20 protein-coding genes, 1 tRNA gene and 1 pseudogene are annotated in these 20,941 nt (G+C 59.7%); 13 read left to right on the top strand and 9 right to left on the bottom strand.

Annotated features, from left to right (window positions below):
- Window positions 1–40: 40 nt before the first annotated feature.
- A complete protein-coding gene (gene kduI, locus PW789_RS01860; RefSeq protein WP_299370656.1) occupies window positions 41–871 on the bottom strand; it encodes a 5-dehydro-4-deoxy-D-glucuronate isomerase in 831 nt (276 codons plus the stop codon).
- A gap of 179 nt (window positions 872–1,050) precedes the next feature.
- Between kduI and PW789_RS01865 the strand changes: the two are divergent.
- Both PW789_RS01865 and PW789_RS01870 read left to right on the top strand, forming a co-directional pair.
- Window positions 1,051–1,437: pseudogene (locus PW789_RS01865) on the top strand (SDR family NAD(P)-dependent oxidoreductase); the annotation flags it as partial.
- A 76-nt stretch (window positions 1,438–1,513) separates the two neighbouring features.
- On the top strand, window positions 1,514–1,813 hold the full coding sequence (locus PW789_RS01870; protein ID WP_299370658.1) for an SDR family oxidoreductase: 300 nt from the start codon (window positions 1,514–1,516) through the stop codon (window positions 1,811–1,813).
- Between the two features lie 10 nt (window positions 1,814–1,823).
- Here the strand turns inward: PW789_RS01870 and PW789_RS01875 are convergent, their stop codons facing one another.
- A complete protein-coding gene (locus PW789_RS01875) occupies window positions 1,824–2,900 on the bottom strand; it encodes a Gfo/Idh/MocA family oxidoreductase (RefSeq protein ID WP_299370660.1) in 1,077 nt (358 codons plus the stop codon).
- Between the two features lie 120 nt (window positions 2,901–3,020).
- Here PW789_RS01875 and PW789_RS01880 point away from each other — a divergent pair, with 120 nt between their 5' ends.
- From PW789_RS01880 to PW789_RS01910, 7 genes are all read left to right on the top strand, one after another.
- On the top strand, window positions 3,021–3,773 hold the full coding sequence (locus PW789_RS01880) for a hypothetical protein (RefSeq protein ID WP_299370662.1): 753 nt from the start codon (window positions 3,021–3,023) through the stop codon (window positions 3,771–3,773).
- A gap of 31 nt (window positions 3,774–3,804) precedes the next feature.
- Window positions 3,805–4,809 carry a 3-dehydro-L-gulonate 2-dehydrogenase gene (yiaK, locus tag PW789_RS01885; protein WP_299370664.1) on the top strand — a complete coding sequence of 335 codons (1,005 nt, stop codon included), beginning with the start codon at window positions 3,805–3,807 and terminating at the stop codon, window positions 4,807–4,809.
- A 58-nt stretch (window positions 4,810–4,867) separates the two neighbouring features.
- Complete coding sequence (larE, locus tag PW789_RS01890; RefSeq protein ID WP_299370666.1) at window positions 4,868–5,707, top strand: ATP-dependent sacrificial sulfur transferase LarE; 840 nt, start codon at window positions 4,868–4,870, stop codon at window positions 5,705–5,707.
- 6 nt (window positions 5,708–5,713) lie between these two features.
- The gene (gene larC / locus PW789_RS01895; RefSeq protein WP_299370668.1) at window positions 5,714–7,045 is read left to right on the top strand and encodes a nickel pincer cofactor biosynthesis protein LarC; all 1,332 of its coding nucleotides are present in this window, start codon (window positions 5,714–5,716) and stop codon (window positions 7,043–7,045) included.
- Between the two features lie 4 nt (window positions 7,046–7,049).
- Complete coding sequence (gene larB, locus PW789_RS01900) at window positions 7,050–7,811, top strand: nickel pincer cofactor biosynthesis protein LarB (protein WP_299370670.1); 762 nt, start codon at window positions 7,050–7,052, stop codon at window positions 7,809–7,811.
- 53 nt (window positions 7,812–7,864) lie between these two features.
- Window positions 7,865–8,146 (top strand): hypothetical protein, encoded by a 282-nt coding sequence (locus tag PW789_RS01905; protein ID WP_299370672.1) that lies wholly within the window; start codon window positions 7,865–7,867, stop codon window positions 8,144–8,146.
- Window positions 8,147–8,168: 22 nt separating this feature from the next.
- Window positions 8,169–8,245 (top strand) — tRNA-Arg (locus tag PW789_RS01910).
- A gap of 67 nt (window positions 8,246–8,312) precedes the next feature.
- Here PW789_RS01910 and PW789_RS01915 read toward each other — a convergent pair.
- The 4 genes from PW789_RS01915 to PW789_RS01930 all read right to left on the bottom strand — a co-directional run bounded on the left by PW789_RS01915 (window position 8,313) and on the right by PW789_RS01930 (window position 10,195).
- On the bottom strand, window positions 8,313–8,627 hold the full coding sequence (locus tag PW789_RS01915) for an ATP synthase F0 subunit C (RefSeq protein ID WP_299370674.1): 315 nt from the start codon (window positions 8,625–8,627) through the stop codon (window positions 8,313–8,315).
- Between the two features lie 160 nt (window positions 8,628–8,787).
- Window positions 8,788–9,519 carry a F0F1 ATP synthase subunit A gene (gene atpB, locus PW789_RS01920; RefSeq protein WP_299370676.1) on the bottom strand — a complete coding sequence of 244 codons (732 nt, stop codon included), beginning with the start codon at window positions 9,517–9,519 and terminating at the stop codon, window positions 8,788–8,790.
- A gap of 31 nt (window positions 9,520–9,550) precedes the next feature.
- A complete protein-coding gene (locus PW789_RS01925) occupies window positions 9,551–9,913 on the bottom strand; it encodes an ATP synthase subunit I (RefSeq protein WP_299370678.1) in 363 nt (120 codons plus the stop codon).
- A gap of 48 nt (window positions 9,914–9,961) precedes the next feature.
- On the bottom strand, window positions 9,962–10,195 hold the full coding sequence (locus tag PW789_RS01930) for an AtpZ/AtpI family protein (protein ID WP_299370680.1): 234 nt from the start codon (window positions 10,193–10,195) through the stop codon (window positions 9,962–9,964).
- Window positions 10,196–10,276: 81 nt separating this feature from the next.
- On the opposite strand from PW789_RS01930, the gene lysS reads away from it, so the two are divergent.
- Window positions 10,277–11,956 carry a lysine--tRNA ligase gene (gene lysS / locus PW789_RS01935; RefSeq protein WP_299370682.1) on the top strand — a complete coding sequence of 560 codons (1,680 nt, stop codon included), beginning with the start codon at window positions 10,277–10,279 and terminating at the stop codon, window positions 11,954–11,956.
- Between the two features lie 71 nt (window positions 11,957–12,027).
- Window positions 12,028–13,260 (top strand): hypothetical protein, encoded by a 1,233-nt coding sequence (locus tag PW789_RS01940; RefSeq protein WP_299370684.1) that lies wholly within the window; start codon window positions 12,028–12,030, stop codon window positions 13,258–13,260.
- Window positions 13,261–13,269: 9 nt separating this feature from the next.
- On the opposite strand, the gene PW789_RS01945 is transcribed toward PW789_RS01940, so the two are convergent.
- A complete protein-coding gene (locus tag PW789_RS01945) occupies window positions 13,270–13,647 on the bottom strand; it encodes an Rrf2 family transcriptional regulator (RefSeq protein WP_299370686.1) in 378 nt (125 codons plus the stop codon).
- A gap of 68 nt (window positions 13,648–13,715) precedes the next feature.
- On the opposite strand from PW789_RS01945, the gene PW789_RS01950 reads away from it, so the two are divergent.
- On the top strand, window positions 13,716–14,510 hold the full coding sequence (locus tag PW789_RS01950; RefSeq protein WP_299370688.1) for a TIGR00282 family metallophosphoesterase: 795 nt from the start codon (window positions 13,716–13,718) through the stop codon (window positions 14,508–14,510).
- Window position 14,511: 1 nt separating this feature from the next.
- Here the strand turns inward: PW789_RS01950 and PW789_RS01955 are convergent, their stop codons facing one another.
- Both PW789_RS01955 and PW789_RS01960 read right to left on the bottom strand, forming a co-directional pair.
- Window positions 14,512–15,036, bottom strand: coding sequence for a GNAT family N-acetyltransferase (locus PW789_RS01955; RefSeq protein WP_299370690.1), 525 nt, complete (start codon window positions 15,034–15,036; stop codon window positions 14,512–14,514).
- Between the two features lie 74 nt (window positions 15,037–15,110).
- A complete protein-coding gene (locus tag PW789_RS01960; protein WP_299370692.1) occupies window positions 15,111–16,424 on the bottom strand; it encodes a hypothetical protein in 1,314 nt (437 codons plus the stop codon).
- Between the two features lie 536 nt (window positions 16,425–16,960).
- On the opposite strand from PW789_RS01960, the gene smc reads away from it, so the two are divergent.
- Window positions 16,961–20,854 carry a chromosome segregation protein SMC gene (gene smc / locus PW789_RS01965; RefSeq protein WP_299370694.1) on the top strand — a complete coding sequence of 1,298 codons (3,894 nt, stop codon included), beginning with the start codon at window positions 16,961–16,963 and terminating at the stop codon, window positions 20,852–20,854.
- The last annotated feature ends 87 nt before the right edge of the window (window positions 20,855–20,941 follow it).

A 20,941-nucleotide genomic window follows, 5' to 3' on the forward strand; every position in this document is an offset into this window, starting at 1 on the left:
TAATGTTTAGCCCTGCTGTACCAGACTCGCTCAACGCCGCTTACCTCAACTCGGCGATAGCAACGCCGTCCATGTCGTCATAGGCCTGGTTTTCACCACCCATGCCCCAGCAGAAGGTGTAGTTCTTCGTGCCGACGCCGGCGTGGATCGACCAGCCCGGCGAGACCACGACCTCCTTGTCGGCGACGACGAGGTGGCTGGTTGCATCCGGCGGTCCCATCAAGTGCAGCACGCGGTGAGCCGGGTCTACGTCGAAGTAGAAGTAGACCTCGCTGCGGCGCATGTGGGTGTGCGGCGGCATCGTGTTCCAGTTGCTGCCGGACTCCAGCATGGTGAAGCCCATGACCAGCTGGCAGCTCTTGATGCCGTCTTTGAAGATGGCCTTGTAGATCTTGCGCTTATTGCAGGTCTCCACCGCGCCCAGCTCGACCGGCTTCATGTCGGCGAACTTGACCATCGCGGTCGGATACTCGGCGTGGGCAGGGTAGCTCAGCAGATAGAAGGCGGCGGGATTTGCGGCATCCTTGCTGGAGAAGGCAACGTCTTTGGCGCCGCGTCCGACGTAGAGGCAGTCGAGCTTGTCGAGGTCGAAGGTCTTCCCATCGACGGTCACGCTGCCTGCACCGCCGACGTTCAAGATGCCCAGTTCGCGGCGCTCCAGGAAATAATCGGCACGCAGATCGGGATCTGTCTCAAGCTTCAGCGGAGAGGCCGTCGGCACAGCCGAGCCGATGACGGTGCGGTCGAGGTCGACATAGGCGAACTCGATCTCGCCGGGCTCAAAGAGCTCCTCAATTAGAAATGTCTCGCGCAACTCCTCGGTATTCATCAGTCCGTAGCGGACGTGGTCCGCCATCTGGTACAGCCTCATCGCATCTCTCCTTGGTTCCAAGCCGGCACAAAAGCAATGGCAACCCTTCCAACCATACGAAACGGCCAACATCAGCGTCAATCAAGCGTGGGAGACACATGAAGAAAAGTGGGATTCTTCCCACGATAAGGCCAACAGTTGCTCGTGTCGCGCCGTACACAGTAGTCTTTGGAGCAACCATGCCAACCATTTTTGATACCTTTCGCCTCGACAACAAAGTCGCCCTCGTTACCGGAGCAGCCACGGGTTTGGGAGCCGCTATCGCCCAGGCTCTGGCCCAGGCAGGCGCCACTGTCGCCGCCCACGGGAACCGCCGCGCCGCGACCGAGACAGCCGAGACGATCGGCGGGAAGGCAGCCGCCTTCCAGGCCGACCTTTCCACCACGAACGGCCCGATAGAGCTGTTTGAGCAGGTGAAGAGCAAGTTCGGCCAGGTCGATATTCTTATCAACAACGCCGGAACGATCATTCGCCATGAAGCAACGGAATATCCCCTCGATGACTGGCAGACGGTGCTGCAGGTCAACCTGACCAGCGTCTTTCAGCTTTCGCAGCTCGTCGGACGCGATCTGATCGCGCGCAGCGCTCCGGGCAAGATCGTCAACATCGCTTCACTTCTCAGCTTCCAGAGGTGGAATCCGCGTGCCTGCCTATGCCGCCAGCAAGGGTGGAGTCGCGCAGCTGACCAAGGCCCTGGCGAACGAGTGGGCACCGAAGAATATCCAGGTCAATGCCATCGCCCCCGGCTACTTTGCCACGACGAACACAGAGGCGCTGCAGGCCGATGAGACACGCAACCGTCAGATCCTCGAACGTATTCCGGCCGGTCGATGGGGCAAGCCGAGCGATCTAGCAGGCGCTGCACTGTTTTTGAGCGCACCAGCCAGCGATTATGTGACCGGAACCGTGATCACCGTCGATGGCGGATGGATGGGCCGCTAACGCGGCGGCCTTATTCGACGGGGAGGACTACTCCGCCACGCTCGCTGGAGATGTAGGCAGCTTCGACCGTGCGCATCGTGTCGATGGCATCTTCAACGCTGGTCGGAAGCGTCGGCGCTTCGCCCTGGACATAGGCCTGCAGGGCTCCCATCGACCCCATAAAAGCATCCGGAAACCAGTTTCCAGAGACTGTCGCCACCCTCCAGCCCTCCTCGTCGCGGAGGATGTATTCCAGATCATCCGGCTCGCCAACGGGGTAGTTCAGATTGACACCCATCTGCGCGCGCATGGCGCCTTCCATGCCCTCCCACTGCACAAAGCTGCGCTGCAGCGTCGGCGCGAAGTCGTGGCTGTGATTCGTCGCGATGAAGACGCGCTTGTCGTCTCCATAGTCGAGGGTGATCACGCTCTTGGTCGAGGCCAGATCTGGCGTTCGCGGGCTGCGGACACTCTTGCAATAGACGCTGCGTGGCGTACCGAACCAGCTCCTCACCAGGTCGATGTAATGAATGGAGTGGTAGGTGATCTCGAGCCGGGGCGCGGTTTTGAGGAAGCTCCAGAGTTCCCAGGGCATATGGACGCTGACTGAGACCTCCATATCGTGGAGCTCTCCCAGGGTACCGCTCGACGTCAACGCCCGAGCCAGCAGCATGTTCGGTGCCCAGCGAAGCTGAAAGTTCACTGCGGCCGTCAGCCCCTTCGCTCGGCAGAGAGCGAGAATCTCGTTCGCCTCGGCCAGATTATCGCCCATCGGCTTCTGGAGAAGGACTGCGGCTCCATCCGGAAGTTGCTTCAGGATGCCGGGAATAGCCTTTGCAGGCACCGCGACGTCGAAGATGGGATCCTTCGGGGCAAACCGAATTGCCTCGGCGATCGATCCACTGCCAAAGGGAATATTGAACTTTTTCGCCAGCACCTCGGCCTTCTCGGGGTTGAGGTCGACCAGTGCGGCCACGGGGAATTCTGCCTTGGCATATGCAGGCAGGTGCGCGTCGTGGACGATACCGCCTGAGCCGATCATGACAATAGAGCGCGGAGTCTTTGGCTTCGGCGCCACAGCGTGGCGAAAGATCTCATCAACGTTCATAAGTAACAATTACCTTTCACAGGTACAAGATAAACTTTAACTGCCGCACCGGCGATCCCCGCGCAAATCAGGCCCCGGTTCCTTGCATGGACAGCGTATCGCCCCGTAGGCTACCAGTGAATGCCGTCTACGCTCGAGCTCGCCTTGTTGTCCTGTGCCCTGCTGGGCTTCCGCCACGGCTTTGATTACGATCATCTGGCAGCCATTACAGACATTACAAGCGTTCAACGCAACTGGCGCGAGGGCATGGCGCTGGGCCTGCTCTATGCGCTGGGCCATGCGGTGACCGTGGCGCTGCTGGGAATCAGCGTGATGCTGCTGCACCTACGGCTCCCGGAGCGCATGGACGCCGTTGGAGAACGGCTGGTCGGCGCGACCCTGATTGTGCTCTCTGTCTATGTCGCCATTGCCTTCCTGCGACGCGGGAAGGGCCACCGTCACGCTCTCCCTCCCAGCCGTATTGCCCTGCTGATTACCGGTGCCCGTCATCTTGCGTGGAAGGTACGCAGGCTCTTTGGGTCAGAGGCTGAACGCCCAGATCCATTTGCTTTTCGTTATGACCGCAGCTCGGTATTTGTTGTGGGAATCATTCACGGGCTTGGCGCGGAGACCCCATCGCAGCTGATGCTGTTTCTGCTGGCAGCCAACCTGGGCGGGACGAGCCGCGGTCTTTTCGGCCTGCTGTGCTTTATCGGCGGACTGCTGCTCATGAACTCCCTTATGACAGCATCGGCATCGGGCCTCTTCGTCTCCAGCCGCAACCAGCCACGTCTGCAGGCGCTTGTCACCTCGCTGACTGCCGCCTACAGTCTGGTGATTGGGGTTATCTTTCTCTTCGGTGTAAGCGATAAGCTTCCGCCGCTGCTCCACTAATAATCTTTTTCGAAGAGGACTGGACAGAACCATGCTTCGTATTCCCTTTCCCGATCTCTATCAAGCTCTTTTGAAGGCCATGCTGGCACTTGGCATCCCCCAGGAGCGGGCTCAGCGCTGCGCTCAACTGTTTGCCGAAACTACCCGCGACGGCGTCTATACACATGGGCTTAACCGCTTTCCGCGCTTTTCGGCGATGGTGGAGAACGGAAGCATCGACGTTCATGCAACGCCGACGCTTTCGGCAGCCTTCGGAGCGATCGAGCGCTGGGATGGTCATCGAGGGATCGGTAACCTGAATGGGCAGGATGCCATGAGCCGTGCGATCGAACTGGCACGCAAGAATGGCATCGGCGCAGTCGCGCTCGCGAATACCAACCACTGGATGCGGGGCGGGGCTTTCGGCTGGCAGGCAGCAGATGAGGGCATGTTTGCCATCTGCTGGTCGAATACACTGGCAAACCTTCCGGTGTGGGGAGCGAAGACGCCTGCCCTGGGCAACAACCCGCTGGTGCTGGCGATTCCACGGGAGGGCGGACACATCGTCCTCGACATGGCGATGAGCCAGTTTTCATACGGATCGCTGTCCAGTTACAGCAAGCGTGATGTGCCACTGCCGGTGCCTGGAGGCTATGACAGCGAAGGCAACCTGACGCAGGATGCCAAGGCTATTGAGGCATCGCAGCGAGCGCTTCCGATCGGCTACTGGAAGGGGTCGGGACTGGCATTGGTGCTGGATGCCATCGCCGCGATGCTTTCGGGGGGGACGGCAACGCATCAATTTTCTCCCGATCCCCTGCGCGAGGCTGGCCAATCCCAGATGTTTCTCGTCATCGATCCATCGAACCTCGCTGCAGCGGATGAGCTGAACCACATCGCCGACGGCATCATCGCCTCGCTCGCTCAGGCGACGCCAATCGATCCGGCCAAACCGGTGCGCTATCCGGGGGAACAGACGTTGACTCTTCGCGAAGAAAATATGCGCTCGGGCGTTCCGGTCGATCCCGAAATCTGGAGTCGAATCAGCGCGCTGTAGGGCATCATTCGCAAAACCTGTGGCTACTCCGATACCATCTCAATTGCAGGAGGATGCCGTGGAACTGGCAGCTAAAAAGGAGACGCTGGAGACGACGCTGCGTGAACTGGGCAGCGTCATGATCGCCTACTCCGGCGGCACCGATTCGGCGTATCTCGCCTATGCCGCTCATTGCGTGCTCGGCGATGCCATGCTGGCCGTCATTGCGGATTCGGCGTCTCTGCCACGCGCAGAACTGGCACGCGCGCTGGCGTTTACGGCCGAGCACGGGATTCCCACGCACATCCTCCAAACAGCAGAGCTCGACAATCCCAGCTACCAGAAGAACGACTCACAGCGCTGCTTCCACTGCAAGGATGAGCTGTTTACACAGATGGAATCAGAGCGCGCAGCGAGAGGCTTCGCGCATCTTGCATTCGGCATGAACCTGGATGATCGCGGCGAGTTTCGCCCCGGTCAGGTGGCGGCAAAGAATCATCATGCCGTCGCACCTCTGGTCACCGCGCAGCTGACGAAGGAGGAGATCCGGCAGCTCGCTCGTGCAGCCGATCTTACGCTGTGGGACAAGCCTGCATCTGCATGTCTTGCGTCGCGTATCGAGTATGGACGTCCGGTGACACGGGAAAATCTTCTGCAGGTTGAGCAGGCAGAGGAAGCGTTGCACCTTATGGGCTTCCAGCGTGTGCGCGTTCGGCATCATGGGGAATTGGCACGGGTCGAGATTGACCGCGCCGATCTGGCGCGAGCGCTGAATCTTGAAGCGTTCGATCAGATCACAGCCGCTCTTCATGCGCTTGGCTTCCTCTACGTCACGATGGATATGCAGGGTTATCGCTCGGGATCAATGAACGCCGTCTTACCGCTCTCGGCGATTGCCCCGGCAGCCGTGAAAGAATAGAGCACCATGCGAATTGCCTATCTTGACTGCTTTGCGGGAATCAGTGGAGATATGTTTCTTGGAGCGTTGATCGACGCTGGCGTTGAGCCGAAGATTCTGCATGACGCCGTCGCCGCGCTGAACCTGGGGGCATCGCTGAAGATTGAGCGAGTCGACCGCAGCGGAATCTCATGCACTAAGATCCATGTTCTTGAGAACGGCGAGCTGGCGGAGACGGCACAGCATCACTCGCATGACAACTTTCAAGACCAGCGATCGCAGGAGGATGCTGGCCATCAGCACCACCCCAAGACGCAGCATCTCCACAAAGCCGGACACCCGCATACGGATCAGGATCACGGCCATGAGTACACGCACCACGACCATGCTCATGGCCGATCCCTCAGCGTGATCCGTTCACTGATTCAGTCCACGACACTCGCCAATCCGGTCAAGGATACGGCGATTCGTGTCTTTGAATCACTCGGCGCCAGCGAGGCGAAGATTCATAACGTCGACATTGAGAAGATCCACTTCCACGAGGTGGGAGCGGTGGATGCGATCGTCGATATCGTTGCGGCGAGCGCAGGAATTCACGCTCTCAAAATCGAGCGCTGGTATTGCTCCCCGCTCAACGTTGGCGGTGGCATGGTGGACTGCGCGCACGGCCGCTTCCCTGTTCCGGCACCAGCGACCGCGGACCTTCTACGTGGGATGCCGACCTATTCGGCGCATGTGCAGCAGGAACTGGTTACGCCGACTGGAGCAGCGATTATTCGCGCGCTCGAACCGACGTTCGGTGTGCAGCCTGCGATGCAGGTGAACCAGATCGGCTATGGCGCCGGAGGACGAAATCCAAAGGACTTCCCGAACGTGCTACGGCTTTCGATTGGGGAGTCGAGTGAGACGGTGCAAGGTTCCGTTGCTGTCCTGGAGACGGCGATCGACGATCTCTCACCACAGATTCTTGCCTATGTCAGCGAACGGGCGCTGGCGCTTGGAGCGCTGGATGTGATGTCTTCAGCGGTGCAGATGAAGAAGGGTCGCCTGGGGACACTGATCACCATTCTCGCGGAGGACAGCAAGGTGACCCTGCTAGAGGATCTGCTTCTGCGCGAGACCAGCACACTGGGAATCAGGATTCATCACGAGCGGCGGAGTTGCCTGGAGAGGCGGCATGTTGCCGTAGCCACTCCGTATGGCGAGATTCGCATCAAGATCGGCTCGCGTGGCGATGAGGTCTTCAATGCTGCGCCGGAGTTCGAAGACTGCCGTGCGGCGGCGACAAAGCACTCGGTTGCGGTCAAGCAGGTGCAGCAAGCTGCCATTGCGGCATATCTTTCCAGTGGGGCAAATTGAGACGATGAACAGGAGCACACTGCTCGATCTGCTGGCCGCAGTTGAGCGCGGAGAGATGCCGTCAGCTGTCGCAGCTGATCGGCTGACAAACCTTCCCTTTGAAGATATCGGGCATGCCCGCATCGATCATCATCGCTCGCTGCGCAGTGGACTGCCGGAGGTGATCTATGCCGCCGGCAAGCTGCCGCAGCAGACTGCTGAGATCTTCGCCCACATGGCCGCCGCCGGATCGGATGTTCTGGCGACGCGGGTCGACGGTGCTACCGCCGAGAAGGTGAAAGCGATGGTTCCTGCCGCGACGCATCATGCGGAGGCTCGGGCAATGACCCTGAGGCAATCCCCTGCGGGGGAGCTTCGCGGAAGAATTGCCGTGGTCTGCGCAGGCACCAGCGACCTTCCCGTGGCCGAAGAGGCTGCGGTGACGGCAGAGCTTTTCGGAGCTGAGGTGACACGGCTTTACGATGTCGGAGTCGCCGGACTGCATCGGCTTCTGGCTGTAAGGGAGAGCCTGACTGCAGTTAACGTGGTGATCGTCTGTGCCGGAATGGAAGGCGCGCTGCCATCGGTGGTCGGAGGCCTGGTTGGGGTTCCGGTGATCGCGGTGCCGACATCTGTCGGCTATGGAGCCTCGTTCAGTGGCGCTGCGGCACTGCTGGGGATGCTGAACTCCTGCTCGCCCAACGTAACGGTCGTCAACATCGACAACGGCTTTGGTGCGGCGTACACGGCGACTTTGATCGCACGGACGGCTTCGACAGAGCGGTGAAGCCCCTCAGAGAATGTGAGAATGAGCCGACGGCAGACTGGTATGATCAAGGCATGACACAGCTTGATGTTGTTTATCGCTACGGAGTTCCGCCTAGTGAGGCAGCGACCCTTGCGATCGCACGGGTGCGTGAGGTCTACGGCGTTCGTGGTGTGGTGTTTGATGAGGCGGAAAAGACGATTCGCATAGAGTACGACGCAACCCGGCTGAACGAGTCGATGATTCACCAGCTGCTGCGCCGTGCCGGACTCGATATTGTCGAAAGTCTTCGCCAGTTCAGCGATCCGCCGCCTCCGCCAGAGCCTGCGGCAGCCGCTCCTGCCCCGGCCAAGTAATATTGTTGTTCGAGATGTACCCGCGCCCGTAGCTCAGCTGGATAGAGCATCTGGCTTCGAACCAGAGGGTCGGAGGTTCGAGTCCTTCCGGGCGCACCAGATTTGAGAAGAGAACAAAAAGCCCTCGCCGAAGCGAGGGCTTTTTGCGGCTGCGAGAGCCTGGGTCTTACGCCTTCACCTGAAGGAAGATGATGACGAAGGTGAACAGAGCGAGGGACTCGATGAAGGCAAGGCCGAGAATCAGGAAGATGAAGATTCCGGGGCGAGCGCCGGGGTTGCGTGCGAGAGCCTCGGTGGCCGACGCGGTTGCCTTACCCTGTGCAAGACCGCAAAGACCAGCGGCGAGGGCCATGCCCAGACCGGCTGCCAGCGGAACCCACTGACCTGCGGCAGAACCGCCGTTGACTGCGCTCTGCGCGAAGGCCGGCGTCGCGAGGAACATCGCGGCCAGCGACATGAACAGATACTGAAGCTTCTTCATGGTGTAACTCCATCTCCCGTTAGATTCCGCCGCCAGTGGGTGGTTGATGCTCACCGTGCTGGCACCCTCACGCTTGCGGCGTTGTTGCTACGGCGGAGAGGGAGTCCCTCCGCCGCAAAGCTTGAATGCAGCCCAAACCGAGGCCTGAGCGAACCGATAACTAGTGGTCGTGCGCCACGGCGAGGGACAGATAGATCGTCGCCAGCAGCATGAAGACGTAAGCCTGGATAACCGCCACGCCAAGGTGGAGGCCAAGGAAGATAAGCGGAATACCGATCGGCACCAGCGAGAAGAAGGCCAGCGTCAGCAGGTCGCCTGCGAACATGTTCGCGTAGAGACGAACCGTGAGCGAGAGCACACGGGCGAAGTGCGAGATGACCTCGATCGGAAACAGTAGCGGATACAGCCACCAGACCGGTCCGAGGAACTGCTTGATGTACGCAGCGCCGTTCGCACGGATACCGTGGAAGTGGTAGTAGAGGAAGGTCATCAGCGCCATACCCAGCGGCACGACTACGTCGGCGGTCGGCGACTCCAGGCCAGGAATCAGACCCATCAGGTTGCTGAGCAGGATGAAGAGGAACAGCGCCGTCAGGTAGGTGACGAAGCGCTCCGAGCCATGACCGATGATCTGGTGTCCCTGATCTTCGACAAAGCCATTCGTCATCTCGGCGAGATGCTGGAAGGCACCCGGCTTTTCGACACTGAGCGTAAAACGCACGATCAGGAAGTAGGCGATCAGGACCAGGAAGACCAGAATCTCCATCGCAAACGCGTTGCTGATGGGAGCCTGCGGATGCTTCGGATGGACATGAACGGCCTCAAGCAGCGCGGTGACAGGCGCGGCGAGGTGACCGTTCAGAAACTTGGTGAACAAAAGCTGTTTCGGCATAAATGTATTCGTTGAACGACCTTAAGGGGTCTTAGACAGTCCACGCCTTTACCAGCCTCAGGCCCTCGATTGCGAGTGAAAACACTCCCAGTGCAAGCCCGGCTGCCAGCGCATAGACAGATCCGTTCAGTACCTTAAGGCTAACATACAGCAGCGCTACCGTGGCAGCGAGACGGATAAAGAATCCAAGTAGCAACATGACCATCGGGCGGGCTTGTCCGCCATCGTCCATGCGGGCCATGACGGCCGTCATCAACCGGAGCCACTCCCACAGTCCGGAGCCGGAGATAGCCGACCCCACGAGGAGCAGAACGGCGGACTGCCAGCCCAGTTTCCACCACAAAAGCAACGCCCCAACGGCCGTGATGACTGCCAGCAGGCGCAATGCCCGCATCACCGTCGTCCGAAAATCGGCGTCGGAAAATGATTCTAAAGACCGCACTTACTCGCCCCTTTTGAGATACCGCGATGCGGTCATGAAGATCTGGAGGAATCCCCCGATGGCGCCGAGGATGATGCCGGCGATGCCGATCCAGTTCTGGTGGAAGTGTTTATCCAGCCACTCCCCCAGCAACCAGCCAATGACGCACCCCGCCGGGAGAGCGATCGCCAGCTGGATCATGGACTCAGCCTTGACCAACTCCCCGAACGCGCCTTTTTTGTTTTGATCCGGCATAGCCTGACTATTACAACACGCAGGTGGGCCGCAACACCATGACCGCTATACTGAACAACGACCACAACTAAAGGAAATACTGTGCACTTCGAGTCAGAATTTGAGCAGAAGCTCTATCAGCAGCGCCAGGACAAGCTGAAGGAGATCGAGGCCCTCGGCCACGCGACGTACCCGAACGCCTTTGCGTTTACCGAGCTGATTTCCGAGATCAAGAAGCAGTACGACGCGCCCGATTCCCAGGTGCTGGGGGAGCAGTTGGAGGCCGACCGCAAAGAGGTCGCCATCGCCGGACGCATTATGGCGATCCGCATCCAGGGCAAGGCGGGTTTTGCGCAGCTGCAGCAGAATGGCCAGCGTCTGCAGATCTACGTCCGCAAGGACGACGTGGGCGAGAATGCCTTTGCTTTGTATAAGCTGCTCGATCTTGGCGATCACATTGGCGTGCGCGGCTACCTGATGCGAACGCGCACCGGTGAACTGACCGTACATGCAGCGACCACGCCGGAACAGCCGGGGATCACCTTTCTGGCCAAGGCCATGTTGACTCTGCCGGACAAGTATCACGGCCTTGAGGACACCGAACTCCGCTATCGTCAGCGCTATGTTGACCTGTTTATGAATACAGGCTACTCGGCCAAGGCTGCGGCAGCAGCAGAAGAGGCGCAGGCGGAGAGCGTTGAAGAGGCTCGCAATGTGCGCGAGGTCTTCGTCAAGCGCGCTGCAGTGCTGCGTGCACTGCGGAAGTTCTTCGACGAGCGCGGCTATCTCGAGGTGGAGACGCCGATGATGCAGCCGATTGCGGGTGGAGCAGCGGCACGGCCGTTCATCACGCATCACAATGAGCTCGACATCGATCTCTATCTACGCATTGCGCCGGAGCTTTATCTAAAGCGGCTGGTGGTGGGCGGCCTGGATCGCGTCTATGAGATCAATCGCAACTTCCGCAACGAGGGCGTCAGCACGCGGCATAACCCCGAGTTCACCATGCTGGAGTTCTACCAAGCGTACGCAAACTACCACGACCTGATGCAGCTGACGGAGGATGTGGTCAAGTTCGTGGCCATGGAGGTGAATGGGACGGCCATCACTCGCTTCAATGGCAACGAGATTGACCTTGGCGCCTGGCGTCGCTTCTCGATGCGTGAGGCGATTCTCCACTTCTGGCCGGAGACCGCGGGCAGCAAGCCGACGAATGAGAGCTTTACCAGCCAGGAGGGCGTGGCTGCACTGGTGCAGCAGCTTCGCTCGGCAAAGATTTCGATCGATTACGACGCTGAGGACCCGGCTGGAAAGACGATCGCCACGATCTTTGAGACAGTGGCGGAAGAGCACCTGATCCAGCCGACGATCATCTACGACTTCCCTCTCGCGGTTTCGCCTTTATCGAAGGTGAAGCCCGAAGAGCCGGAGTGGGTGGAGCGATTTGAGTTCTATATCGGCGGCTTTGAGGTTGGGAATGCCTTCTCGGAGCTGAATAATCCGGTGGACCAGTACGAGCGGTTTGCCGACCAGATCGAACAGAAAGAACGCGGTGACGAAGAGGCCATGTCGGAGATCGATCATGACTACGTGCGCGCGCTGGGATATGGCCTGCCGCCGACTGGCGGCGAAGGTATCGGTATCGACCGCCTCACGATGCTTCTGACCAATTCCAGCTCCATCCGTGACGTCATTCTGTTCCCCCTGATGCGGTCTCGGCAGAAGACCGCCGACCAGATCGCGCAGAAAGAAGAGCGGGTTCGCGGCGAGTCCGCGGAATAGTCCGCAGCCAAAACCTGAATTTCACGGATAAAATTCGTGGGAGCCATTCATGGCTCCCACGGAAGGGTTCCATGCGCGCCGCACTGGTACTGATTCTCCTCGTCCTGACAGGCTCCTTCGCGCACGCGCAGATGACGGTTGGCGATCTCGACGGCCCTGTCACTCCAGCCGAAACCGATTCCCTGCTTGCATATATCGCGGCGATGCAGCCCGCGGCCAGCAACGAGAAGAATGCCTGGTCCTACGGCGTCTCCGGACAGGCGATTCGCGCTCTGGGCCTGATCAACCAGATCGTCCACGACCCTCGCTTTGTCGATCAGATGGTGCGGTTCTGCGATGCCCAACTGACTGAACGAAACGATCTTGCTGCCCCTCCGCTAGGCCAGCACATGATCTGGACCGGCCGCATCGATCCTGCATGGCCCAACGATCTCTCAGAGAAAAGGCTGAGTACGGGCGGCGAGCAGGGCGACCTGATCGGCAATCTCGGCAACTGCGCCGTCACAATCCTCAAGATGCGCGCACTCTGGACGAAGCCGGTGCCTTTTGGAGATCCGCATCACTTCGGTTCGACATACCTCGAGCGCGCCCGGACCTATGTCCGCCACGCCGACTTTGTCATCGACCATCACGTTCTTGATGGCCTGCTCGATCTCTCCCACGATGACCATCAGTACTTCTCCGCCGCATCTCCGTACAAGGGCGGTAGCGCCGTTCCGTGGAATCAGGTGATGATGTTCAACTACGGTTTCCAGATGCTCGCCTCGGCCCATGCCATGCTCCACGATGCGCCAGCACGGGCTACGCGATATCACCGGATTGTTGCAGACAATATCGAATGGTTCTTTACCGCCGGTGTCCGCACGGTTACGACGAAGCGCGGCCGCCAGGCCTACGACTGGGGCTATGCGCTGCCCAGCCAGGGGGGCGAGGACTGCGTCCATGCACGCATGGACGTTGCGGGCCTCTACCTGTCTTATCTCGACGGCAGCTATCCCGTTACACGCGCTGAGATGACGCGCCTGGCCAATACCTTCACGGACGTCATCACCCTCGCCCCGGGAAGCTATGCGGGACGAGTCAACGGCACATCGGGTACGGGGCATGCCGCTGCAACGAATAAGGTCAAAAACGGCTTTCTCTTTTTGCTTGAGTTCCAGCCTGCGACCTATGATGACGTCGTGCGCCACGCCGTCACTCAAGACCAGAGCGTTGCCGTCTCCGAAGGAGGCACCACGGGCGACATCGATCTCTTCGCCCGCTATCTCTGGGCCAAGTCCCGGCATCTTCACCCACAGCAATAGCCTTGCAACTTACTTCGCCTTGCGCACGCGTTTGACGACGCCAGCCAGCGAGTGCTCGTTCATCGCGTCGATCGCATCTTCGCGAACCTTCTTCATCAGCCCGGCGATGGCCTTGTCTTCGATCGAGAGCCAATCGCCTGCCGTCGCGGCAAATACATCTCCAAGACCAATCTGCTTTGGCGGCAGTTTCAGCCTGGCTCCCCCATGAGGTCCCTTGCGCTGCATGATGAGTCCTGCCTTATGAAGGAGCAGGAAGGACCTGCGTACCATCACAGCACTCTCCTGCAGCGTCTCGGCGATCTCGGCCGAGGTGAGCATTCCTTCCTGTCTCTCGGCGAGGAGTGAGAGGACTTTGACGCCTAACTGAAATCGTTCGCTGTTTGCCACGTCAAGCAAACTATCACAATCGAAGGCGGATGGGCTTCAAGGGCCACAGAGCCATGTAAAATTTTGTTGTGAACATTCTCTTTGTCGGCGATGTTTTTGGCTCCGCCGGCCGCCATATCGTAAGCGAGCATCTTCCCCACGTCATCGAAACCAACGCGGTCGACCTGCTGATCATCAACGGCGAGAACTCCGCCGGTGGCTTCGGGATCACCCCGTCTATCGCCGAAGAGATCTTCGACATGGGCGCACACGTCATCACGACGGGCAATCATATCTGGGACAAGCGCGAGATCTTTGAATACATGACCGTCCCAGCCGACTCCCATGAGCGCGGCCGACGGGTTCTACGTCCGGCGAACTACGCCGTAGGGACCCCGGGGTTCGGGTTCTACCAAGGAGAACTGCCGAACGGACAACAGTATGCCGTCCTGAACCTGCAGGGACGGGTCTTTATGTCCTCCTGCGACGATCCCTTCCGGAAAGTCGATGAGCTGCTGTCAAAGATTACGGCCAAGGTCATCCTGTTGGACATTCACGCGGAAACCACCAGCGAAAAAGTCGCGTTAGGGTGGTATCTCGACGGCCGGGTGACGGCCGTGATGGGGACACATACCCACATTCCGACGGCGGATGCCCGCGTTCTTCCGAATGGCACTGCGTTCATCACCGACGTGGGGATGTCGGGGCCGTACGACTCGGTGATCGGCGTGGAGACACAGCTCGTCCTGAACCGCTTCCTCACTGGCATGCCAGGAAAATTCGAGGCCGCCCGAGGGAATCCGAAGATGTGCGCGGCTCTCATTGGCTGCGACGGCGCTTCGGGACGCGCTTACTCCATCCATCACCTCATGCTGGGCGAGTAACTCAGACAGGCTTCTCGAGAAAGACGAACTCAAGATCCTCACGAAGCGGGCGGCCAAACCGTTCGTCTCCGTAGGGAAAGGGCTGTCGTTCGCCGGTAAGCACATAGCCTCGTCGCTGATACCAGGCGATCAACTGATCCCGCACGTTGACGACAGAGATGCGGATGCGTTCAGCGCCTTCCGCCCTGGCTCGCTCTTCTGCCGCCTCCAGAAGACGCCTTCCAAGTTGCCTTCGCTGGAGATCCGGGCGGACATTGAGCAGGCCGAGATACCAGGCGCCCTGTTTCGCAGGCTCGAGCCACACCGAGCCCAGCAGCTTGTCGTTGCTCTCATCGCGCCACATCAGGAAGAGCGCCTGTGGCCTGTCCGCGAGATCCTTCTGCAGGTCCCCGATGGTCGTCCGCTCCCCTTCGATGTACTTGTTCTCTGTCGCCCAACCGGCATCATCTCCCCGGCCACGGTAGGCAAGGTTGATGAGTGCGACGATCTCCGAGAGATCGTCAGCCGTTACCGCCGCAAGATGCATCCTGTACTCCGATGGTGCAGGCAAAGATAAAGGGCAACCCGAAGGCTGCCCTTTATCTTTGCGATTTACCGCAATTACTTCTTGCGGGTGGTGTGGTGAGCCGGAGTCGGCTTGGCAGCCTTCTTGGGCACAATTGCACCATCGTCCATCGTGATCATGATGGGCTGGGGCGTGAAGGAGGCGTAGGTACCAGTGACGGTAATCTTGTCTCCTGCCGCAGGCGGGGTCTTGAGGGGTTCCTTCAGATTGAAGGTGAAGTCAGCAGTCTTCGACTGAACAGCATCGTCGGAGACGGCAACCTGAAGAGCAGTATCAGAGACCGAGACGACAGTCGTGTCCGGGAACTGAACCGACTTGCCCTTGACCGTATCCCAAACCTTTGCGGAGTCATCAGGCGATCCATTGGCAAGGATGAACTCCTTGTCAGAGATAGCGAGGGTTGCAAGATCGGGGGTGCTGGCGATGACCTGCTTCACGATGTCAGCCGGCTTGGGGGCGGGCTTGATGGTATCGCCGAGAGTTGCCGGCGGCTCGAGTGCGGTCTGTGACTGGGTGGCGAGAGCATCAAAGCCGTCGTCGGCACCGTGGTACTTCTTGTAGCAGTACTTGGCCAGCGGCATCATCTGCGTCTTGTACGGCTCCGGGGCAAACGACGCAGCGCGCGCAGCGTACCAGGCGCAGCTCAGCAGATCCGGCGGGGTGGACAGGTAGTAGGCCTGTGCCAGCGAGTAGGTGTCCTGCAGCAACGGTCCGGGTGTCTTGGTCTGATCGACCGGAACGCTGGAGAGCCCAGCCTTGAACTGCGTAACCGCCGTTGCTGCATCCTTCTTGCCGAGCGCCGCGGAGGCGATGGCGCGATGGTAAACAGGGGCGGCAGCATTCTTGACCTGATCGAAATCAGCCTGGCTCATTGCAGCAGGCTTGGTCGCATCCAGTGCCTTCTGACCGAACTCCGCAGCCTTGTCAAGCGCAGCCTGCTTCGCAGTCGCATCCTGAATCTGATCGGCTGCCTGGAGACGGAAATAGGTCTCAAAGGTCAGCGCGCGGATGTTGCTGGGATCTACCTGCAGGAGGCGATCTGCAGCATCGATCGTCTTGGTGGGATCGAAGGAGCTGTACGCCAACATCAGGCGCTGCAGCACGTCGGTCTTCACCTGTGACTGAGGATACTTCGTCAGATAAGCTTCCAGTGCGGGTGCCGCTGCCTGGGGTGAGCTCTGTCCAACAGCCGCTGTGTAGTCGTTATATTCGGCCGGGGCAAGCGTAACGCCGCCGCCAGCCTGCTGCGCGCTGGAACCTGTACTTGCCGGGGCTTGTGCAACCGCAACACGCGCAACTGTTGCTGCGCTAGCGACCGCCAGGAGAGACGCAACTACCACCTTCTTCATTCCACACTCCTCAGTTAAATCTCTCTTCGTTTCAACTACTGCCAACCGGCGACCCCGGGGTCAGTTAGATGCAACATCTCATGAAACACTCTACAGCCCACCACCTCCGTATGTCCTCAAGGACAGACGAATCAACTGTAAAGCGACCTCTATTGCCATGATGATGCGGATTATAGAAAGCTCGTTGCTCCCGTTGCAAGCGGCAGATGCCTTCAGCTTTACTTCCAGTGTCGTATCAAACTGTGACAGAAAGCATGAAAATTAAGCGGCAGCCCTAAAATAATCCCTACTGCTGACCCTGCCAAGGAGAACCAGTCCAAGGCCGTCAGGCGTTGAGAATAGGAAATTTGGGAGGCGGCAAGATGTACCTTCGACCTATTGGTTGTATTAGGGACATCTTATCCACAATCCATAGTGTTGTTCCCGTTGATTCCATGCTTCGGCAACGCTAGAGTTAGTTCAGTCTTACCCCCGTGCCCTGCTCCCCCGCAGGAGCCGCCACAGGCGGCCCAGGGGGCACGCTGTGAGAGGTGATTGTGCTCAAGCTCAAGAAGGTTCAGATCCTCGGCTTCAAATCGTTCTGCGACCGTACAGAGGTCCAGCTTTCCGGTGAAGGTATCGCGGCCATCGTCGGCCCGAACGGCTGCGGAAAATCCAATATCTCCGATGCCATCACCTGGGTTCTGGGCGAGCAGTCGGCCAAGAGCCTGCGCGGCATCAAGATGGAAGATGTCATCTTCGCTGGAACGCGCGACCGTAAACCAACAGGAATGGCCGAGGTCTCGCTGACACTGGTTGATCCCGAGGTCTACGACGGCGCGACGCTGTCGCCTGAAGGCCCAGAGATCATGATTGCGGACGAGCATCCCTCTGAGCAGCACGCCGCCGCGGGCGACTGGGATGAGGATGAGATGCGCCGCCAGCGAGCCCAGGACACCGAGGAAGCGGTCGCAGAGGCCCAGCCCGGCACTGTGCTCGAGGGTGAAGGAGAAGCAGCAGCTATCGCCGATGGGGCCGAAGCTGAGGCCTCAGCCAATAGCAATGTCGTCCTGAAGATCCGGCGCCGCAAGTTCAACCGCGCTCCCATCCGCGCCGGCGAATTGACGATCACACGCCGTCTGTTCCGTTCCGGTGAGTCGGAGTACCTGCTGAACGGCAAGATCTGCCGTCTGCGCGATATTCAGGACATTTTCATGGGTACGGGTCTGGGCGGTGAGTCCTACGCGATTATCGGACAGGAGCGCATCGGACAGCTGCTGAGTTCGAAGCCGCTGGATCGCCGCTCCATCATCGAGGAGGCGGCCGGCATCACCCGCTTCAAAACCAAGAAGCGCCTGGCTGAACTGCGGCTCGAAGCAGCCAAGCAGAATCTCTCGCGCGTCAACGACATCTTTGACGAAGTCACGCGGCAGATGGGAACGCTGAAGCGCCAGGCCGCAAAGGCGGAGCGTTATGGCGCACTGCGCGATGAGCTTCGCACGAGGCTACGCGTCGTACTGGCTAGCCGCTTGTCGCAGCTTGACAGCGAGCAGGCCACGACTACAGAGAAGATTGCCACTCTCGCCACGCAGATCGACACGCAGGCAGTGACGGTGGAACAGCTGGATGCTGAGCACACCGATGGCGTAAATCGCGGCTACGTGCTCGATCAGCAGATCCGAGAGGCCGGAGCGCGAGCCAATCAGTCAGCGGTTGAGCTCGAACGCATTGCGGCACGGACTGCATCGAACACGGATCGCATCATCGAGCTCGAAGATCGTCTGGAGAACGGTTCCGGCGACCTCGCCCAGGCACGCGAGCAGCTGAGCACGCTTGCAGGCGAGCTTGAGCAGCATCGCAGCTTCCTCGAGAACGCAACGACAGAGGCTGCCGGTTCGCGCGAGGCTGCACAACAGCGGCAGGCACAGGTTCATGAGGCGATGCGTTCCCTGCAATCTGCCGAGCAGCAGGCGGAGCAGAACCGGCGTCAGACACTGCAGCTGGTACAGCGTGCCTCGCAGACACGCAACGAAGTTGCACAGGCCGAGGCTTCGCTCGCGGGGATGGAGCAGGAGGCACAGCGCCTGAACTCCGAGTCCGACGTGGCACGCCAGGAGCTTGAGTCGCTGGGGGTACAGCGCGGCCAGGTCAAGATGTCGTTCGAGTCGGTGACGGAGCGTTTGAAGCGACTGGAGGCAGGAATCGCCGAGGGCCGCCAGCAGATCGACGAGCGGCGCAAGGAAGAAAACGAGAGCAAGCGCCGCGGCGACCAGTTGCGTGGCGAGCTGGCAACGCTGAACGGCAGGCGCAACTCGCTCGAAGGCCTGATCAGGGATCACAGCTATTCCACCGAGACGGTGAGAAATATCTTCAAGTCGAGCGCGGCGTCCGAGACCGGAACAATGGCTCCGGTGGGCACGCTGGCTGACTTCCTCGAAGTTGAGGGAAAATATGAGAGCGTGGTCGACGAGTTTCTTCGCGATGAGTTGAACTACATCGTCGTCAAGAGCTGGGATGCCGCCAACGCCGGCATGCATCTGTTGCAGACCGATGTTGCCGGACGAGCAACCTTCCTCGTCCATCCGAACGACTCCCAGGCAAACTTCTCGTTTGCGGAGGGCATGCCGAGTGAAACGGTCACCAACACGGCCCAGATCGATGGCGTCGTGGCATTGCGCGACTGCGTGCGTGTGCTGGATGGCTTCGGCAAGTCGCTTGAAGTGATCCTGCCGAAGCTCCGCGAAGGCTACGTCGCTCCGGATTCGTACACCGCACGTTCGTTGGCGCTATCGAATCCGCATGCCTTCTTTTTGTCGCCAACGGGTGAGACATTCCATAACGTTACGGTGACGGGGGGTAGACCCAGCACGCAGGGTCCGCTGGCGCTGAAGCGTGAGTTGACTGCAGTGCAGCACAAGCTAGACCAGACGGAACAGGAGCTGGCTCAGACAGAGCTGGCAACCGCCGATCTGAGTCGCCAGATCGCTGAGCTGAACGCGGCGATCGAGAGCCAGACGATCGAGCGTCGCGATGCAGAGCGTGAGGCCGCGAACTCCGGAGCCGCACTGCGGCAGATGGAGTCGGAGACGGCTCGTATCGAGCGTCGCCTGCAGGACTGGGCGCTGGCGACGGAACGCAATCGCGATGCACGCAACCAGAAGACCGACCTGATCTCCCGCAAGCAGCAGGAAGCAGAGGCTCTGGAGGCGGAACGATCCGCGCTGGAAGGATCGTTGACCGAGTTGCAAGGGAAGCTCGATGACCTGCGCGGTCGCCGCGAGCAACTGCAGCAGGAAGCAGCAGAAGCATCTGCGTCCCTGGCAGGGCTGGAGGAACGGCGTCGCAACGCGCAGGCAAACTTCGACCAGACATCGCGGCTCCATAACGGGCAGCAGCAGAGGATTCAGCAGCTCGAGCAGCAACTTTCTGCCTCGGCGAGTGAGAAGCTGCGACGCGAGGAGGAGACATCTTCTCTCTCCAGCCAGCATACGGAGTTGGCGGAGACGCGGTCAGCTGCTGTGGCCGAAAGTGCAAGCCTGACGGCTCAAGCCGCCGAACTTCGCACGGCGATGTCAGAGCTCGATCAGAGGCTCCGTTCGCTTCGCCACGAAACCGATGGGCTTCGCGAACAGCGGGCAGAGCTGACGGCCCGCGCTGCAAGACTCGCCTCGGATATTGAACATCTGGAGGCGACCTGCCTGAACGACCTCGCGGTCGAAGCAGTCACTCTGCGTGAAAACGAGAGCATCGCCCGCATCGAGGGCGATGCCCTGCAGACCGAAGAAGAAGAGTCCCGCACCCTGAAGCAGAAGCTTGAGGCGATGGGACCGGTCAACATGATGGCCCTTGAGGAGTACACCGAGACAGCCCAGCGTCACGGCTTCCTGGAGACGCAGCGTAAGGATCTACTCGATTCGATTGAAAACACGCAGGCCTCGATCAAGGAGATCGATGAGGTCTCGAAGCTGAAGTTCGATGAGGCGTTCCACATCATCAACGACAACTTCTCCGTAACGTTTACTAAACTCTTCGGCGGAGGCCAGGGATTTATGAAGCTGACCGATTCCGAGAACACTGCGGAGAGCGGCATCGACATCGTAGCGTCACCTCCGGGCAAGAAGCTGCAGAATGTGCTGCTGCTATCGGGTGGCGAGAAGGCGTTGACGGCTCTGTCGCTGCTGGTCGGTATCTTCCAGTTCCAGCCGGCTCCCTTCTGCATCCTGGACGAAGTTGATGCACCTCTGGACGAGACCAACGTCGGACGATTCGCCAAGCTGATCTCAGACATGAGCGCGACGACACAGTTCGTGGTGATCACCCACAGCAAGCGCACCATGTCGCAGGCGGACGTCATCTATGGCGTAACGATGCAGGAACCGGGCGTCTCAAAGGTCGTGAGCGTCAACCTCAATCGCCGCGACGATACCGCGACACGCAAAGCTGTAGCTTAGAGAACAGAAGGCGCGGTCTTGACCGCGCCTTTCTTCGCCACCAGATCAGGAGCGACATTGCACTTCGAAGAAGCCATCGGACTGCTG

The organism is Edaphobacter sp., assembly GCF_028283685.1.
GTDB lineage: Bacteria > Acidobacteriota > Terriglobia > Terriglobales > Acidobacteriaceae > Edaphobacter.

Coding starts and splice junctions, on each gene's coding strand:
- kduI (WP_299370656.1), bottom strand. CDS start 871: ATGAGGCTGTACCAGATGGCGGACCACGTCCGCTACGGACTGATGAAT.
- PW789_RS01875 (WP_299370660.1), bottom strand. CDS start 2,900: ATGAACGTTGATGAGATCTTTCGCCACGCTGTGGCGCCGAAGCCAAAG.
- PW789_RS01880 (WP_299370662.1), top strand. CDS start 3,021: ATGCCGTCTACGCTCGAGCTCGCCTTGTTGTCCTGTGCCCTGCTGGGC.
- yiaK (WP_299370664.1), top strand. CDS start 3,805: ATGCTTCGTATTCCCTTTCCCGATCTCTATCAAGCTCTTTTGAAGGCC.
- larC (WP_299370668.1), top strand. CDS start 5,714: ATGCGAATTGCCTATCTTGACTGCTTTGCGGGAATCAGTGGAGATATG.
- larB (WP_299370670.1), top strand. CDS start 7,050: ATGAACAGGAGCACACTGCTCGATCTGCTGGCCGCAGTTGAGCGCGGA.
- PW789_RS01905 (WP_299370672.1), top strand. CDS start 7,865: ATGACACAGCTTGATGTTGTTTATCGCTACGGAGTTCCGCCTAGTGAG.
- PW789_RS01915 (WP_299370674.1), bottom strand. CDS start 8,627: ATGAAGAAGCTTCAGTATCTGTTCATGTCGCTGGCCGCGATGTTCCTC.
- atpB (WP_299370676.1), bottom strand. CDS start 9,519: ATGCCGAAACAGCTTTTGTTCACCAAGTTTCTGAACGGTCACCTCGCC.
- PW789_RS01925 (WP_299370678.1), bottom strand. CDS start 9,913: ATGCGGGCATTGCGCCTGCTGGCAGTCATCACGGCCGTTGGGGCGTTG.
- PW789_RS01930 (WP_299370680.1), bottom strand. CDS start 10,195: ATGCCGGATCAAAACAAAAAAGGCGCGTTCGGGGAGTTGGTCAAGGCT.
- PW789_RS01940 (WP_299370684.1), top strand. CDS start 12,028: ATGCGCGCCGCACTGGTACTGATTCTCCTCGTCCTGACAGGCTCCTTC.
- PW789_RS01955 (WP_299370690.1), bottom strand. CDS start 15,036: ATGCATCTTGCGGCGGTAACGGCTGACGATCTCTCGGAGATCGTCGCA.
- PW789_RS01960 (WP_299370692.1), bottom strand. CDS start 16,424: ATGAAGAAGGTGGTAGTTGCGTCTCTCCTGGCGGTCGCTAGCGCAGCA.